The organism is Neptunicella plasticusilytica (assembly GCF_047922965.1).
GTDB classification, from domain to species: Bacteria; Pseudomonadota; Gammaproteobacteria; order Enterobacterales; family Alteromonadaceae; genus Neptunicella; species Neptunicella plasticusilytica.
On record NZ_CP150481.1, the window covers coordinates 840,502 to 855,759 of the forward strand.

Below are 15,258 nucleotides of genomic sequence, written 5' to 3' on the forward strand. Positions count from 1 at the left end.
ATGATGATTCGATTTTTAGTAGTGGTTTTAATGACGCTGTCAACGGCAGCGAAGGCTGATGTGCCCTGGCGTTCTGATGTTATTGGGGTAAGTTATGCCCAATTGGAAGCTGATTACTGGTTACAAAAGTTACCTCAACAAGCTCAACCTTTGATGTCTCAGGAGCAAATTAAAGCCTTTAATCAGCAATTAGTGACGACCAACCCCGATGTGGTTGATCCGCTAAGCTATTTCCCGGCCAGTCTGGACAAAAACAGTTTAATCAAGCTGGTTGAGTCGATTAGCTCGGTGCCTTCCAGTGAACGCTTTTATGCCGATGGGGCTAGCGTTAGTCAGGCAGATTTCAAAACTTATCAGGACAACCTGGCACTGGATCAAATAAAAAACGCTAATCCGGTGCGTTACGGGATCGCGGTAGCGAGAGATATTTTACGTACTTTCCCTACCCATGAACGGGTTTTTAACCGTGGTATGGACACCGATCTGGATCGTTTTCAGGAAACTGGTATTTTCCCGGGAGATCCTGTCGCGGTATTGCATGCCAGTCGGGATAATCAATGGTATCTGGTACAAAATTATCATTACCTCGCCTGGGTACCGCAAAGCAGTATTGCTTTGGGAGACAAGCAGACTATTGGTGAATTTCATCAAGCGGAACCTTTTGTGGTCGTGACCGGCAGCAAAGTGTTTACCAATTATGTCCCGGAGCAACCGGCTATATCAGAACTGCAACTGGATATGGGCACTCGCTTGCCGCTAGTAAAAGCGAACGAGTTGCCGAATCAGTTGTACGGCCAAAACCCATATGCGTCTTACACTGTGCGTTTACCGGTAAGGAATGAACAGGGGCAACTGGAAATTAAAATGGCGCTGATTGCCCGAGGACAGGATCTGCACCTGGGGTATCTGGATTTTACCCACCGTAACATTATCAAGCAGGCATTCAAATTTCTGGGTGAACGCTATGGCTGGGGGCATGATTATAACGCCCGTGACTGTACCGGTTTTGTCGGGGATATATACAAAACTTTTGGGTTTATGATGCCACGTAATACCGGCCAGCAAGATAAAGCCGACTATGGGCAAAATAACCGTTTTGACAAGCAAGCCGATACTCAACAGAAAATGGCAGTGATTGAGCAGATGAAGGTGGGCGATCTGATTTATATTCCCGGCCATGTCATGATGTATCTGGGTGAGGATAATGGCCAGCCCTATATTATTCACGACGTTAAAGGCCTAGGTTATATGGATGACTCGGGCAATATGTATCATGGTACGCTCAATGGTGTATCGGTGACGCCATTGTTGCCACTCCGTTTATCCGCAAAGACCCGCTATGTTGACCGTATCGACAACATCAAACGTATTGGCGGAGTTAAATTCAGTCCGGCACAGCCACACTGAGGTTCAGCGATGAAAATTACGGATATTCGTTTTGCCAAGTTATCGGTTCCGCTTATTACACCGTTTAAAACTGCGTTGCGTTCGGTAAGCAGTATCGAAGATGTGGTTGTGCTGATTGAAACCGACAGCGGACATATAGGTTATGGCGCGCAGCACCTTCGACGCCGGTGATTACCGGCGATACTCATGGTTCGATTATGCATGCCATTGACAAAGTAATAAAACCGCAGATTGTGGGCATGGATATCGCCAATATCAATCAGCTCACCGCCCGCATCCAGTCGTCAATGGTGAATAATTACAGTGCCAAGGCGGCGGTTGAAATTGCGGTGTACGATTTGTGGGGCAAATTATACAACAGTCCGTTGTATAAAATGCTTGGCGGCGGCAGCCCGGAGCTGGAAACTGATATTACTATCAGTGTTGACGATGTAGATAAAATGGTGGCCGATTCGTTGTTGGCCATTGAGCAGGGGTTTAAAATTCTGAAGATCAAAATCGGCAAAAATATTGATGCCGATATTGAGCGGGTCAAGGCCATATACCAGGCGGTTAACGGAGCAGGGCAAATTCGGCTGGATGTCAACCAGGGCTGGACCGCCAAGCAAACCGTATTCGCGGCCAAGGCTTTGGAAGATGCCGGTGTGCAATTAGAATTGATTGAACAACCGGTTAAAAGTCAGGATATCGACGGGATGAGGTATGTAACCCAACGGGTGTCGACACCCATTATGGCCGATGAAAGTGCTTTCTCGCCCAAACAAGTGATCCACCTTATCCAGACCGGAGCAGCAGATATTATCAATATCAAGTTGATGAAAACGGCAGGATTGAGTAATGCTATCCGCATTGCTGATATTGCTGCCATTTATGATGTGGATTGCATGATAGGCTGTATGCTCGAAGGTAGTATCGGTGTTGCTGCAGCGGCGCATCTGGCCTCAGCCCGAGCCAGTGTGATTTCCAAAATTGATCTGGATGGGCCAGCACTGGGACAGTACGATCCGGTTGAAGGCGGGGTGAATTTTGACCATGCGGCAATTACCTTAAGTGATGGTCCCGGACTTGGCATCCAGTCCATTAAAGGTTTGCAAGAATTAACGAATGGAGTATGGCAATAATGATCAATCTACCCCGCTATTTGTTTGGTTTATGCGCACTTATCAGCGCATTTCAGCTATCAGCGCTGGAAGATAAATCTCCTTTACAGGCCGATGAGGTAAAACAGTTGATTGTAGCGGTTTCCAAAGACTGGGAAGCCACCACTGCAACCCTGTATACCTTTGAAAAGCGTGATGATGGCTGGCATCAAACTGAATTACAGTCGCAAGTGAACTTGGGCAGAACGGGTTTAGCTTGGGGTAAAGGGTTACATCCGGAGCAGACAGGTTTAAGTAAAAAAGAAGGTGACGGTAAAGCGCCAGCAGGCATTTTTGATTTAGGCATTGCATTTGGCTATCTCAAATCAGTCAATACCGCTATGCCTTACCAGCAGATGAGCGCAACTGACTACTGTATGGATGTCAACGGTTCGCCTCTATATAACCAAATTGTTGATCAGGCAGTGGTAGGTAAAGAGGCAACTAAAGGTTCATCCGAAGCGATGCGACTGGATATTCATCACAATCAGAATATGTATAAAAAAGGCTTGGTGGTTAAGCATAATCCTGCCAATGTGTCTGGTCAGGGCAGTTGTATTTTTATGCATTTATGGAAAGGACAAGGAAAGCCAACGGCCGGTTGCACCTCTATGCCGGAAAATGTGATGGACAGATTGTTAGCCTGGCTGGATAAGGCTCAGCACCCCCTTTATGTGGCGTTGCCTGAAGCTGAATATCTGGCCAAAAAACAACAGTGGGCGTTGCCGGATATTACCAGCAATCATCAATAGTCAGCCCCCGTATAGCTTTATCGGGGGAGCCAACTTGTAATGTGAGCTAAGAGGTTTTTTCAGCCAACTTTGGGTGATCCTTTCTTGCCGTTATTAATATGAACTTCGGCATCGTAAAACAAGTCAATAATGACTTTATCCGTTATTGTGAACCAAAATGAATATATCTTTATTTGCTGTTGTTTTTTACCAAATAAAGTTATATAAAATTCAAATTGTCTGTTAAAGTAAGAATAACTTATTCTTAAGGGCGGGATTTCTGAATGATAGTGAGGAGTAGGCATGGGTGCGCAATATAGCGGGCTGGATTGGGCTGTATTTGGCGCATATGGGCTAGTAATTATGCTGACGGGTTGGTATTTCAATCGCAAAAAGTCAGCCAATAGTCAGGAATACTTCCTTGGCGGTAACCAGATGCCTACCTGGATTGTGGCCATTTCTGTTTTGGCGACATCTCAATCGGCCGCCACTTTTATCGGCGGACCTGATCAAGGCTATCAAGGTGATCTGTCTTATTTGGCAACTAATATTGGTGCTTTTATTGCTGCCATCTGCGTCGCGGTATTTCTTATTCCCAAGTTTTACCAATACAAGGTTTACACAGTCTACGAATTACTGGAAAAACGCATTGGCCCCAACGCAAAGCGGCAGGCTGGATTGATGTATTTGTTTGGCCGGGTGTTTGCCAGCGGCGCGCGTTTATATATGGCCGCAATTGCGGTATCGATGATTTTATTTGGTGACATTCATGCCAGCAGTGTCATCACTGCAACTATTATTCTAACCGTGGTGGGATTGTTATATACGGTATTTGGCGGTATTCGTACGGTCATTTACAGCGATGTTATTCAGTGTGCTATTTATGTTAGCGCGGCTATATTTGTTATCTACTTTTTATATATCGCTATTCCGGCCGACTTTTCGCAGATTGTGGCAGCATTACAACAACCCACTCCGGGTGCCGCGTCAAAGCTGGCATTGTTTAAGTTTGACTGGGATTTCAGTTCTGCCGGTGTATTTAATATGGCATCGGTGTTAACCGGTTTTGTGCTGCTTAATATTGCTGCCTTTGGTCTGGATCAGGATATGACGCAACGTATTTTGACCTGTAAAAATGCCAAAGAGGGCAGTAAGGCGATGCTCTTTTCGGTGGCCTTGGTGATCCCCGTGATGTTCCTGTTTATCTTAATCGGATTGTTGTTATTCATCTTCTATCAACGTCCGGATTTGATGATGGGTGGTGACGTTGCTGTTAATCAGGAATTTGACGGTGAGAAAATCACTATCTTCATGTACTACGTATTGAATGAAATCCCGTCCGGAGTAAGGGGACTTGTCACTATCGGTATTATTGCAGCCGCATTATCGACTCTGAATTCGGGACTAAACTCTATGTCATCAGTGTTAATTCAGGATATTTATCGTCCTCTGATGCAACGCAAAAACAAGCGACTGGATGACCGTCATTATGTCAAAGCTGGGCAGTTGGGGATGGCTGTCGTATCGGTTGCGCTGTGTTCGATGGCAATATTGTGCTTTTACTGGCAACAATACACTGAAATGCCGTTACTAAAGTTTGCCCTTAGCGTCATGGTCTTTTCCTATAGTGGCTTACTTGGAGTGTATTTTACTGCGCTATTTAGCAAGCGTGGTAGCGAGCGTTCGGTGTTTGCTGCCCTGGTGGTAGGGTTCCTGATTACTTTGTCATTCCAGCCTTATATTATGGAGATGTTGTTACCTCCTTCCATGCAGTTTGATTTAGGCTTTACCTGGCAACTTTGTATTGGCACCCTGGTGTCATTAGTTGTGTGTTTGTTAGGTAATAGTCAGGAAGAAAGTACCCGTAATCATTTTGCGATGGAGCAAAGCAAATGATGTTAGCCCTTCCCGGTTACATATTGGGTATTGATGGCGGTGGAACCAAGACCATAGCGCGTCTGATTGATGTTGGTAGTCGGCAGCAATGGGAAGCTAAGGGCGGAGCCGCGTCATTAACTAATGATTTTGCCGGTGCGGTGGATACATTGTCGAATTTAATCATGTCATTGTTGACGCGTGCCGAGGTTCATCCAGAGCAGGTGGTTAGTGTCATTGGTGTGGCTGGCGCAGGCAGTTCAGCTCGCGCTAGTAAACTGCGACAGGCACTCGATTTGCCTTTTGCAGAATTGATTATTTGCAATGATGCCAGAACATCGCTGTACGGTGCTAATCTGGGACACCCCATTGCAATGGTCGCTCTGGGTACCGGCTCTGTGGGGGCCCGCCTTGATGCACAAGGCGAGATATCCTTTTATGGTGGTTGGGGATTCAGTGCCGGGGATGAAGGCGGTGGTGCCAAGCTGGGGCTGCAAACGGTGAAGTGTGCATTGGCCGAACTGGATAAGTCCGGAGGACTGAAAAGTGCCTTGGCCAAAAGAGTCGGGATGGAGATCGGAACCAACAGAGACAGCATATTGACCTGGTTATCTGCAGCTGGCCCGGCCGATTTTGCCCGTTTTTCCCATCTGGTATTCGAATTGGCCGGTAGTTGTCCGGTGGCGAATAATATTATTTTGATCCATTGCCAGCATGTTGAGCAATTGATCGCTTGTACCGTAGCAGATTCCGGTCTGCAAGTGGTGATGTTGGGAGGTCTCGCAGAGCCGACTCAACTTTATCTTTCCTGCGAAACTCATGGACTTCTGACAGAACCTAAGGGAACCGCGTTAGATGGCGCATGCCTGATGGCACAGCGAGTAGTAGATGAACGCATTAATTTTGGAGTAACTGATAATGCCAGTTGAGCATATCAATAAGCAGTCTGTTCTGCTTGAAGAATTGAACTATATCGTATCTGAGGGACAAAACCCGGATACACTGGATATCGATTTGCTGGATAGCATCGATATATTAAAAAAGCTGAATGACGAAGACCACAAAGTGCCTGATGCGGTCCGGGCGATTCTGCCTGATATTGCTAAAGCCGTTGACGAAATTGTTAAAGCCTATGCCAATGGCGGAAGGCTGGTTTATATTGGCGCCGGAACTAGTGGACGCTTGGGAGTGCTCGATGCGGTTGAATGTCCTCCGACTTTCAGCGTGACCGACCAGCAAGTGGTAGGAATTTTGGCAGGCGGCCAAAACGCGATGTTCAAGGCCGTTGAAGGAGCCGAAGATGATGCCAATCTGGCCCTGATTGATTTGCAAGCGGTTAATTTGTCAGAAAAAGATGTGCTGGTTGGTATTGCCGCCAGCGGAAGAACACCTTATGTGATTTCGGCGTTGCAATATGCCCGACAAATTGGTGCTAAAACTGTCGGGGTCACCTGTAATCCGGATTCCGCCGTAGTCAACGAAGCCGATATTGGTTTGTGTGCGGTGGTGGGAGCTGAGGCGCTTACTGGTTCTACCCGGCTTAAATCGGGCTCAGCACAGAAATTGATCCTGAATATGTTATCCACTGCCAGCATGATCCGTTCCGGCAAAAGTTATCAAAACTTGATGGTTGATGTGAATGCCAGCAATGAAAAGCTTTATGCTCGTGCTGTCAGGATAGTGATGCAAGCAACAGACTGTGATTACAACTCGGCTAAAAATGCGCTGGAAAGGGCGAATGAACGCGCCAAATTGGCCATATTAATGGTGCTTACCGGGGTTTCCGCCGAGCAGGGCGAGCAAATGCTATCTCATTGTGACGGCTTCTTGCGTAAAGCTGTTCAACAGGCGGGGCAATCATGAAAGTTGAGCGGTTAACCACATGGTATGGTAAATCAGCGATTTGTTGCCTGATTGGTGTTGTCGCACTATTGCAAGACATCTTCGCTCCCGCATTGGCCGCCGAATCTACCAACAAGATTGAAGTGGGCGCCAGCCAAACCTCAGCTTATTTACCTTTGTTGAAAAACAAGCGGGTGGGGCTGGTGGTAAACCAGACATCGCGGGTCGGCGACCAGCATTTGGTCGATTTCCTGCTAAGCCAGGATGTCGATGTCAAATTTGTCTTTGCACCAGAACACGGGTTTCGTGGTGACCATGATGCGGGTGCCAAAGTTGACAGTTCTATTGATGCCGACACCGGTATTCCTGTCGTGTCTATTTATGGCAAAAACAAAAAACCTGCAGCCAAGATTATGCAGCAGCTGGATGTGATTATCTTTGATATCCAGGACGTAGGAGTGCGCTTTTACACCTATCTCAGTTCCATGCACTATATGATGGAAGCCGCAGCCGAGGCAGGTAAAGCTTTTATTGTGTTTGACCGCCCCAATCCGAATGGCCGTTTTGTCGATGGTCCCATACTGGAGCCGGCATTCCGTTCGTTTGTCGGCATGCACCCGATTCCGGTGTTGCATGGCATGACACTCGGTGAGCTGGCCAGGATGATCAAAGGTGAAGGCTGGTTGGAGACGGATAAAGCACTTGATTTGACGATTATCCCGGTTGATCACTATCGCCGTGAATTGCCTTATTCGTTGCCTGTTAAACCCAGTCCAAATCTGCCCAATGACCAATCTATTCAATTGTATCCGTCGCTATGTTTCTTTGAAGCGACACCGGTCAGTATTGGCCGAGGTACCGAGTTTCCGTTTCAGGTGGTGGGGCACGACCAGATCCATCTTGGCAGTTTTTCTTTTACGCCACATTCCATTCCCGGCAGTGCGTCTAACCCCAAACTGAAGGATGTGCGCGTGACAGGTCAGGATTTGCGTACCAGCCAGATTGAAGGGCTGGACATCCAGTTATTACTGGACTGGCAGCAGGCTTTTGCAGACAAGCAACGTGACTTTTTCGATCGCGCGTCCTTTATGGACAAACTGGCAGGTACCGATAAATTGCGTTTGGCGATTGAAGCCGGACAGAGTTTGTCTGATATCAGAAAAAGCTGGCAACCAGGTTTGAAACAATTCAAGACACAACGTAAAGCTTATTTGCTATATCCGGATTATCCAGCCGAGAAATAGCTGACGAGCAGAAAACCGGGTTTATTTGGTGTTGCTTCAGGGAAGAAGATGTTCAGAGGGCTAAATGATCATTTAGCCCTTTTTTTATGCATTGAATTGCTAATCTGTCGAATGGCGGTAATCGCTGACCACAGCATTGGTTTTTTCCAGTAACTTTCTGCCTTGGCGGGATGACTGGGTGATGGCAATAAACAGGATATCGATAACAAATTCTTGTGCAGTACGGGCCAGAATAGAAGACAATCGATGCGATTCCTCTTCTGCAATAGAGAATAATTTCACGTCAGCATGTTCAGATACCGGTGTATCACCGTATTTGGTCACCGAGATGACTTTGCTGCCGTTACTCTTCGCCTGAGCAACCACTTCCGCCACTTCTCGGGTAACCCCTGATTCACTGATAGCGAACACCAGATCATCTTTGGAAAAAGTAGCAACATAAGCTAACTGCGCGTGACCGTCGGGTTCGGCGATAGCTGACATGCCCAATTTTTGTAGCTTGTAGGAAAAATCCTTACCTACCAGCGCCGAACCACCCAGCCCGCAAATCAGAATGCGCTTGGCAGACTTTAATAATTCAACTGCTTGCTCAAAGGATACGGCTTCATTCAGGTTTTTGGTTTCAGTTAACACCGCCATCTTGCTGGCTAGTAATTTCTCGGCAATCTGTGACAGGCTGTCACTCAAGGTGATTTTACCGTGTAATCTGGGCTCCGGTGATTCTTTATTCAGCGCATCAATAACTGCCAGCTTAAAGGTCGGATAGCCTTTATAACCTAACTTCTGGGCAAATTTTACTACGCTGGACTGGCTAACATTAACCACTTTGGCCAGTTCAATTGAGGATAAATCCCGAATGACATTGGGAGAATTAAGGGTAAAGTTGGCCAATTTGGCTTCACTGCGGGAAAGGGATTTGCGAATGGCTTTAATTTTTACAAAAGTCGTCATATTGTATTCGTGCAATAATAATTTATTCTTTGAACTTTATAACACTATTTAAATGTCCTTTGCCAGTCTGACAATTATTATTTGCTGTTTTTAAGTAAAATGCTGCTAAAAAGTTCAGACTTTAAATAATTCCAAAATGAATGATGAAATAATTTATTTGAATTTATGTAGAATGTTAAAATAAATTAATTCTATTCAGACTGTTACTATTCTTGAGATTCTGTAGTGATGAAGCCAGTAGTCTATGAAAAATGATCTAACACACCAGTATGATCCTGACGGGTTTGGCCATTTTGTTGCCGCTATTACGCCGTTGTTTAGTCGCGACAATATGCTGACCGGGTATTTGCAGCGTTACGCCTATGGAACTGATGCCAGTTTTTATCGTTTAGTGCCCAGGTTAGTGGTAAAACTTGATAATCTTGAGCAACTTGCCGGACTGCTGACTCAGGCGAGACGCTGGCGTATCCCGATTACCTTTCGGGCGGCGGGTACCAGTCTGTCCGGTCAGGCCATTACCGATTCGGTGCTGGTGTTATTGTCATCTGGCTGGCGCAATATTGATATTCTTGACAATGGTCACAAGGTCAGACTGCAGCCCGGTGTGATTGGTGCTGAAGCGAATCTGGCACTTGCGCCTTTGGGCCGCAAAATAGGCCCGGATCCGGCCTCTATCGGTAGTTGTAAAATTGGTGGAATTGCCGCCAATAATTCATCCGGAATGTGCTGCGGTGTGAGCCAGAACAGCTACCATACCCTGGCTGATATTAGCGTGGTTTTCGCCGATGGCAGTGTGTTGGACACCAGCAATTCAGCGTCCAGAAAACAGTTTGTATCGCGCCACGCAAAGCTGATTACGTCTTTACAGCAGATGATCGAGGAGCTTAAGAGTACACCCGCACTGGTGGAGAAGATCCGGCGCAAATATCGGCTTAAAAATACAACGGGGTATGGCGTGAATGCCCTGCTGGACTTTGAAGATCCTGTTGATGTGATCAGTCACCTGATGATTGGCTCTGAAGGCACTCTGGGGTTTATTGCTGATATCACTTATCACACCGTGGCGTTACCCGCGTTCAAGGCTACTGGTCTGTATCTATTTGATGATATCCATATTAGTTGCCAATTGGTTCAATTACTGGCAAATGAAAATGTAGCAGCACTGGAAATTATGGATGCCAGGGCGCTGGCATCGGTCAGTCATAAACTGTCAGCCTTGGTAAATATGCCCAGTTTGACCGATAGAACAGCAGGATTGCTGATCGAATTTGGGGCAAATAGTCAGGATGAATTTACCCAACTTCAGCAGCGTATTGAGCAGCAGATTGCTTCTTTCCAGTTAAATTTATTAAGCTGCCAGCCTTTTACCCAAGAGGCAAGTCTGATCGAGGCTATGTGGCAAATTCGCAAGGGGATGTTTCCTGCGGTAGGTGCAGTGCGTGCAACAGGTACAACGGTGATTATCGAAGATGTGGCTTTTCCTTTGGAGGCATTGGCCGACGGGGTAGCGGCGTTACATAAACTGTTCGAGCAATATGCCTACGATGAAGCGATAATTTTTGGGCATGCGCTGGCTGGCAATCTGCATTTCGTCTTTACCCAATCCTTTGATAGTGCCGCGGAAATAGAACGTTATGAGCACTTTATGGCGGCGGTATCGCAACTGGTGGCGGTGGAATATCAGGGATCGCTTAAAGCTGAGCATGGCACAGGCCGTAATATGGCACCTTTTGTTGTGCTGGAATGGGGAGCTGAAATTTATCAGTTTATGCAGCGGATTAAACAACTTTTTGATCCTTTAGGCATTTTAAATCCCGGCGTGATTATCAATGGTGATCCGCTTGCCCACCTGCAGCATCTGAAAACCCTCCCGGCTGCCGATGAAATGATCGATAAATGTATTGAATGCGGTTTTTGTGAACCGGTTTGTCCCTCAAAAAATCTGACTCTGACTCCTCGTCAGCGCATTACTCTATGGCGACGAATGCAAGAGTTACAGCAGCTTGCCACCTTAAGACAATTGACGGCTGAAGAACAACATCAACAGGCCGAATTAGAACAGCAATATCAGTATTTTGGCATAGACAGTTGTGCCGCCACAGGCTTATGTGCCCAGCAGTGCCCGGTCGGGATTGATACAGGCGAATTTATTAAAACGTTACGCGCCTCCCAGCAGTCGGGAACCCTGATGGCCGGACTGGCGGCCAATCATTTTTCGGCCGTCACCACCATTGCCCGTTTTGGTTTAAGCACTGTCAGACAAGCGAACAAATTGTTGGGCGACAGTGCCTGCGAGGGGACTTTTAAGGCGTTGAATAAACTCACCGGTAATGCCATTCCCAAGTGGTATAAGAGCTGGCCCACCGGGGCGCAGAATGTAACACTGCAATCCGCCGGACAAAGTAGCAAAGTGGTGTTTATCAGTGCCTGTGCTAATCGCATATTTGGCCCTGATCCTGAGGCTAAAGATCAGCGTCCAATTCGGCAAGTCGTCAAATCGGTATTGGATAAGGCCGGTATCCAGATGCTGACATTGGCTGATGAGTCACAGATGTGTTGTGGTATGCCCTGGGCGTCAAAAGGCTATCAGGATATCGCCCAGCGCAAACAGCAGCAGTTAAGTGATGCCATTATACAATTGTCCGAAAACGGCCGTTGGCCGGTGGTGATCGATGCCAGCCCCTGCGCTGCAATATTAAAAGATCTGGCCGGCATACCATTATTCGAATTGAGTGAATACCTGGTTATGCAGGTGATTGAAAAGTTGGAAATTAAACCTTCAGCAGAGCCGGTTGTATTACACAAAACCTGTAGCAGTCTTAAAATGGATAAGGGCATGTATCTTGAACAATTGGCGCGTTATTGCGCTGAAAATGTAACAGTACCGACGGACATTCATTGTTGCGGTTTTGCTGGTGACAAAGGTTTTTTTGTACCGGAATTAAATGCCAGCGCCTTGGCTAGCTTAAAGTCGCAGGTGCCTGTTGGTTGTCAAAAAGGCATCAGCAACAGCCGCACGTGCGAAATAGGCCTGTCACATCATGCCCAAATTCCTTACCAGTCGATAGTATATTTGTTAGACGAAGTGAGTCGAGCTAAATCATAACAATGCGGTTAAGCCACCAGTTGCTTGGTGGCAAAGCCGATGGCAAGGGCGGAAGCAACACTGAACAGGGTACCCAGCATCATGTATTCAGTCAGTTTGCGATCTTTTGACTGGGTGAGATCGCCAAATCTGAATACGCTTTTGGCAGCGAGCAAAAAGCCTATGCCGGTAAATTGCCCTACCAGGACAAAACTGATCACTAGCCATCTTTCAACATAGCCTATCCATTTTCCTGCCTGTTTAAGTCCGTCGGGTTGACCGCTTTTATTGAGTCCATCGGTGTGTTGTTTGAGGGTGATAGCGATCATCACCGAAAGCGGCTTGGCCGCCAGAATATAAGCGCCAGCGTAAATCAGTACATTTAAACTGAGCAGTTTTTTCTGCCAGATCAGCAGTTGTTCAACACTGATATCCGCTATCCATAGCCACACCAGCAGCAGGACAACCAGGTGCAAAAGCTGATCTGCCACAAAGTAGGCCAGTTTAGGTTGTTGATAGGATTTCCAGATATCAATGGCAAAATGCGAGCCGACAATAATAATTATCGTCACGACGCTTTGCCAAAAGGAGGGGGCGGTGGCGATAAATAACACCAGGCTGAGCAATAGCAAATGGACAAGACAATGTTTAAATAGACCGGGAGAGGTTAAATGATGCTGATTGCGGCATGCTATCCAGCTTTCCTTTTGCAGATAAAAGTCACCGAGTAAATGACTTAGAACCAGTAAAATTAATAATTCCATCTAGCTGCTCTCCGTCAGTAATTGTTCAAAATGTTGAATATAGTTATATACCAGTTCACTGCCCAGACGGTTTAAGTGCAAGTTGATATTTTGCCTGCCGGTGCCAATTTTGTCGGCAATGGTTTGTTGATCGGGAAAATCATACTGGATATAGGATAACAATACTCTGGCTTGCTTGACGGTTAAACCGCCAAGCAGACGATCAAGAAACTGGGTGGATAAGTCGAATATGTCGGCCAAGCGTTTTTGTGCACAGTGGACTGATAGCGACCCTTTGCTGTTTTTATCCAGGCCTCGCCCGGAAAGTTCAAAGGCTTCGCCCTGGGAACGGCTGTTTTTATCATCCAGAAACTTGTAGTCACCCAAACCCACTGACAGATTAACTCTAACCGGATGAGGAAGCTCTGCATGGCTGTGCAGAGCCAGTTTAAGCATAATCGCGCAACGCATAACGAACTGGGGTTGGGTAAACACCAGTTGAAAAGCATCTCCACGATACAATTCATAGCGCGCCTGATAGGCATCTGAAAACTGTTTAAATAGTGTTTCCATTACCTTGAGGCTAGTGGCGTAAGCCTGTTTATCTAGCTGGGTTGAATCGACCAGATCCCCGGTTAATACCGCAATCACAATAATATTCCTGTAGGCCATTAAACTATTTAACCTGAGTTCGGAATAAGCTGCGCCTCTCGATAACGCTCTTTTTGCGCCCGGCGGCGTTGGGTTTTCTAGCAATAGCCAGCTATTAGGGGCAAAAGCCCGCCTTGCTACCCACAAAAATTTCGTCACCGCGTGAATATCAGATAGGGTGCAAGCAGAATGTTTATTATAAATAATTGAATTAATACAATTATTGAAATTACAACGACACTTCTTATCCCGAACTCAGGTTATTTATAATACTAGTCGGTTTATCTTATATAGCAAGCATAAAGGCTTGCTTTTTTACAAGGTAAGTAAAAAGGCTTGCTAAATACAAAAGCAAGCATAAAAGCTTGCTTTTTATGGTTGTTATACCTTCCAGAAAATTCCTTTGCGGTACATCTGATACATCACCAGATAGGAGACAATCAAAAAGCTGATAGCAAAGGCTAAAGAACCATTTAAATCACCCAATATTGGCTGATAGATAGCGGTATATAACCATCCCTTGAGGCTTGTATCTGCCACCGGGATCATTATCAATATACGCGCTACCACGCCGGCAAACATAAAAAAGGCAATGCTGTTGGCACCAAAAACCACGAAAGGCGCAGTCCAGCTGCGTTGTTGCTTAATATCAATTAACCAGAGTAATGCGCCTAACACCAGACAGGCATAACCGCTGGATAACAGCACAAAACTGGATGTCCATAGCGCTTTATTGATCGGGAACAGGATATTCCAGCACTCACCTGTAACTATGGCGGCAAGTCCAGCTAATAGTAATAGATTGGCTTTACGGCTGTTTGAGCTAGCCGCACTTGTCAGCCACTGGCCGACTAATACACCGCTTAGACATCCGGCTACTGCGGGCAAAGTACTAAGTACCCCTTCGGGATCAAACGCAAAGGGTGTCGCGTCGGGATAGTATAAATGGCTTTTATCCATCAACAGGTTATCCAGCCAGGCACTGAGGTTATTGCCGTACTCAAACAGCCCTTGATAAACATTGCCCGCGCTATCGGAATAAGCAACTTGCGTCATCATCAGCCAATAACCCAGTAAAATCGCGATCATCCAAATTATTCTACCGCTGGTTTTCCAGCCCAGTACCAGCAGTACTGTAAAGAAATAAACCAGTCCAATACGTTGCAATACACCCAGAATACGGATTTGCTCCAGTCTTTGGGTCAACCAACTAAAGTCCGGATCGCGAAAGTTGTAATAAAACAGGGCTAAAAACCAGCCGAGTAAAAATAGTTTGAGGGTACGAATGGCAGCATGTTGAACAATTGACAGGCGGTTTTGTCCGTTAGCCATTTGGCGGCCAACCGAAATACTGATAGAGATACCGACAATAAAAATAAAAAACGGAAAAATCAGATCGGTTGGTGTCCAGCCATGCCAGTGGGCGTGTTTGAGTGGTGCGTAAATATGCGACCAGCTACCGGGATTGTTCACTAATATCATCGCCGTGATCGTGATCCCGCGCAGCGCATCAATGGCCAACAGGCGGTGAGCTGGCAGTCTATCCAGAATTGAGGCGAGATGTTGTTGCAACCAGCTCATTCGACTCAC

The 15,258-nt window shown here is 46.4% G+C and carries 13 protein-coding genes; 9 read left to right on the forward strand and 4 right to left on the reverse strand.

Annotated features, from left to right (window positions below):
- The first annotated feature begins 30 nt into the window (after positions 1–30).
- The 8 genes from V1467_RS03740 to V1467_RS03775 all read left to right on the forward strand — a co-directional run bounded on the left by V1467_RS03740 (position 31) and on the right by V1467_RS03775 (position 8,238).
- Positions 31–1,407, forward strand: coding sequence for an SH3 domain-containing protein (locus tag V1467_RS03740; RefSeq protein WP_416307465.1), 1,377 nt, complete (start codon positions 31–33; stop codon positions 1,405–1,407).
- A 9-nt stretch (positions 1,408–1,416) separates the two neighbouring features.
- Entirely contained in the window at positions 1,417–1,578 is a 162-nt protein-coding gene (locus V1467_RS03745; protein WP_416307466.1) for a hypothetical protein, read from the forward strand.
- Positions 1,579–1,604: 26 nt separating this feature from the next.
- Entirely contained in the window at positions 1,605–2,528 is a 924-nt protein-coding gene (locus V1467_RS03750; RefSeq protein WP_416307467.1) for a mandelate racemase/muconate lactonizing enzyme family protein, read from the forward strand.
- Entirely contained in the window at positions 2,519–3,298 is a 780-nt protein-coding gene (locus V1467_RS03755; protein WP_416307468.1) for a L,D-transpeptidase family protein, read from the forward strand. Before V1467_RS03750 ends, V1467_RS03755 begins: the two co-directional genes overlap by 10 nt.
- Before the next feature lie 282 nt (positions 3,299–3,580).
- The gene (locus tag V1467_RS03760) at positions 3,581–5,173 is read left to right on the forward strand and encodes a sodium:solute symporter (RefSeq protein ID WP_416307469.1); all 1,593 of its coding nucleotides are present in this window, start codon (positions 3,581–3,583) and stop codon (positions 5,171–5,173) included.
- Positions 5,170–6,081 carry a BadF/BadG/BcrA/BcrD ATPase family protein gene (locus V1467_RS03765; RefSeq protein ID WP_416307470.1) on the forward strand — a complete coding sequence of 304 codons (912 nt, stop codon included), beginning with the start codon at positions 5,170–5,172 and terminating at the stop codon, positions 6,079–6,081. The genes V1467_RS03760 and V1467_RS03765 overlap by 4 nt, the downstream gene beginning before the upstream one ends.
- The gene (murQ, locus tag V1467_RS03770) at positions 6,071–7,015 is read left to right on the forward strand and encodes an N-acetylmuramic acid 6-phosphate etherase (protein ID WP_416307471.1); all 945 of its coding nucleotides are present in this window, start codon (positions 6,071–6,073) and stop codon (positions 7,013–7,015) included. Before V1467_RS03765 ends, murQ begins: the two co-directional genes overlap by 11 nt.
- Complete coding sequence (locus tag V1467_RS03775; RefSeq protein ID WP_416307472.1) at positions 7,012–8,238, forward strand: exo-beta-N-acetylmuramidase NamZ domain-containing protein; 1,227 nt, start codon at positions 7,012–7,014, stop codon at positions 8,236–8,238. The genes murQ and V1467_RS03775 overlap by 4 nt, the downstream gene beginning before the upstream one ends.
- A 99-nt stretch (positions 8,239–8,337) precedes the next feature.
- Here V1467_RS03775 and V1467_RS03780 read toward each other — a convergent pair whose 3' ends face one another.
- Complete coding sequence (locus V1467_RS03780) at positions 8,338–9,189, reverse strand: MurR/RpiR family transcriptional regulator (protein WP_416307473.1); 852 nt, start codon at positions 9,187–9,189, stop codon at positions 8,338–8,340.
- 244 nt (positions 9,190–9,433) lie between these two features.
- Between V1467_RS03780 and V1467_RS03785 the strand changes: the two genes are divergently transcribed.
- Positions 9,434–12,295, forward strand: a complete 2,862-nt coding sequence (locus V1467_RS03785; protein ID WP_416307474.1) for an FAD-binding and (Fe-S)-binding domain-containing protein — start codon at positions 9,434–9,436, stop codon at positions 12,293–12,295.
- Positions 12,296–12,303: 8 nt separating this feature from the next.
- Here the strand turns inward: V1467_RS03785 and V1467_RS03790 are convergent, their stop codons facing one another.
- From V1467_RS03790 to V1467_RS03800, 3 genes are all read right to left on the reverse strand, one after another.
- Positions 12,304–13,038, reverse strand: coding sequence for a DUF3307 domain-containing protein (locus tag V1467_RS03790; RefSeq protein ID WP_416307475.1), 735 nt, complete (start codon positions 13,036–13,038; stop codon positions 12,304–12,306).
- Complete coding sequence (locus V1467_RS03795) at positions 13,039–13,689, reverse strand: MarR family transcriptional regulator (protein ID WP_416307476.1); 651 nt, start codon at positions 13,687–13,689, stop codon at positions 13,039–13,041.
- A gap of 360 nt (positions 13,690–14,049) precedes the next feature.
- Positions 14,050–15,249, reverse strand: coding sequence for an acyltransferase family protein (locus V1467_RS03800; protein ID WP_416307477.1), 1,200 nt, complete (start codon positions 15,247–15,249; stop codon positions 14,050–14,052).
- Positions 15,250–15,258: the final 9 nt, after the last annotated feature.

Excerpts from the sequence above, each read along its gene's own strand:
- V1467_RS03740 (WP_416307465.1), top strand. The coding sequence starts at position 31 with ATGACGCTGTCAACGGCAGCGAAGGCTGATGTGCCCTGGCGTTCTGAT.
- V1467_RS03745 (WP_416307466.1), top strand. The coding sequence starts at position 1,417 with ATGAAAATTACGGATATTCGTTTTGCCAAGTTATCGGTTCCGCTTATT.
- V1467_RS03750 (WP_416307467.1), top strand. The coding sequence starts at position 1,605 with ATGCATGCCATTGACAAAGTAATAAAACCGCAGATTGTGGGCATGGAT.
- V1467_RS03755 (WP_416307468.1), top strand. The coding sequence starts at position 2,519 with ATGGCAATAATGATCAATCTACCCCGCTATTTGTTTGGTTTATGCGCA.
- V1467_RS03760 (WP_416307469.1), top strand. The coding sequence starts at position 3,581 with ATGGGTGCGCAATATAGCGGGCTGGATTGGGCTGTATTTGGCGCATAT.
- V1467_RS03765 (WP_416307470.1), top strand. The coding sequence starts at position 5,170 with ATGATGTTAGCCCTTCCCGGTTACATATTGGGTATTGATGGCGGTGGA.
- murQ (WP_416307471.1), top strand. The coding sequence starts at position 6,071 with ATGCCAGTTGAGCATATCAATAAGCAGTCTGTTCTGCTTGAAGAATTG.
- V1467_RS03775 (WP_416307472.1), top strand. The coding sequence starts at position 7,012 with ATGAAAGTTGAGCGGTTAACCACATGGTATGGTAAATCAGCGATTTGT.
- V1467_RS03780 (WP_416307473.1), bottom strand. The coding sequence starts at position 9,189 with ATGACGACTTTTGTAAAAATTAAAGCCATTCGCAAATCCCTTTCCCGC.
- V1467_RS03785 (WP_416307474.1), top strand. The coding sequence starts at position 9,434 with ATGAAAAATGATCTAACACACCAGTATGATCCTGACGGGTTTGGCCAT.
- V1467_RS03790 (WP_416307475.1), bottom strand. The coding sequence starts at position 13,038 with ATGGAATTATTAATTTTACTGGTTCTAAGTCATTTACTCGGTGACTTT.
- V1467_RS03795 (WP_416307476.1), bottom strand. The coding sequence starts at position 13,689 with ATGGCCTACAGGAATATTATTGTGATTGCGGTATTAACCGGGGATCTG.
- V1467_RS03800 (WP_416307477.1), bottom strand. The coding sequence starts at position 15,249 with ATGAGCTGGTTGCAACAACATCTCGCCTCAATTCTGGATAGACTGCCA.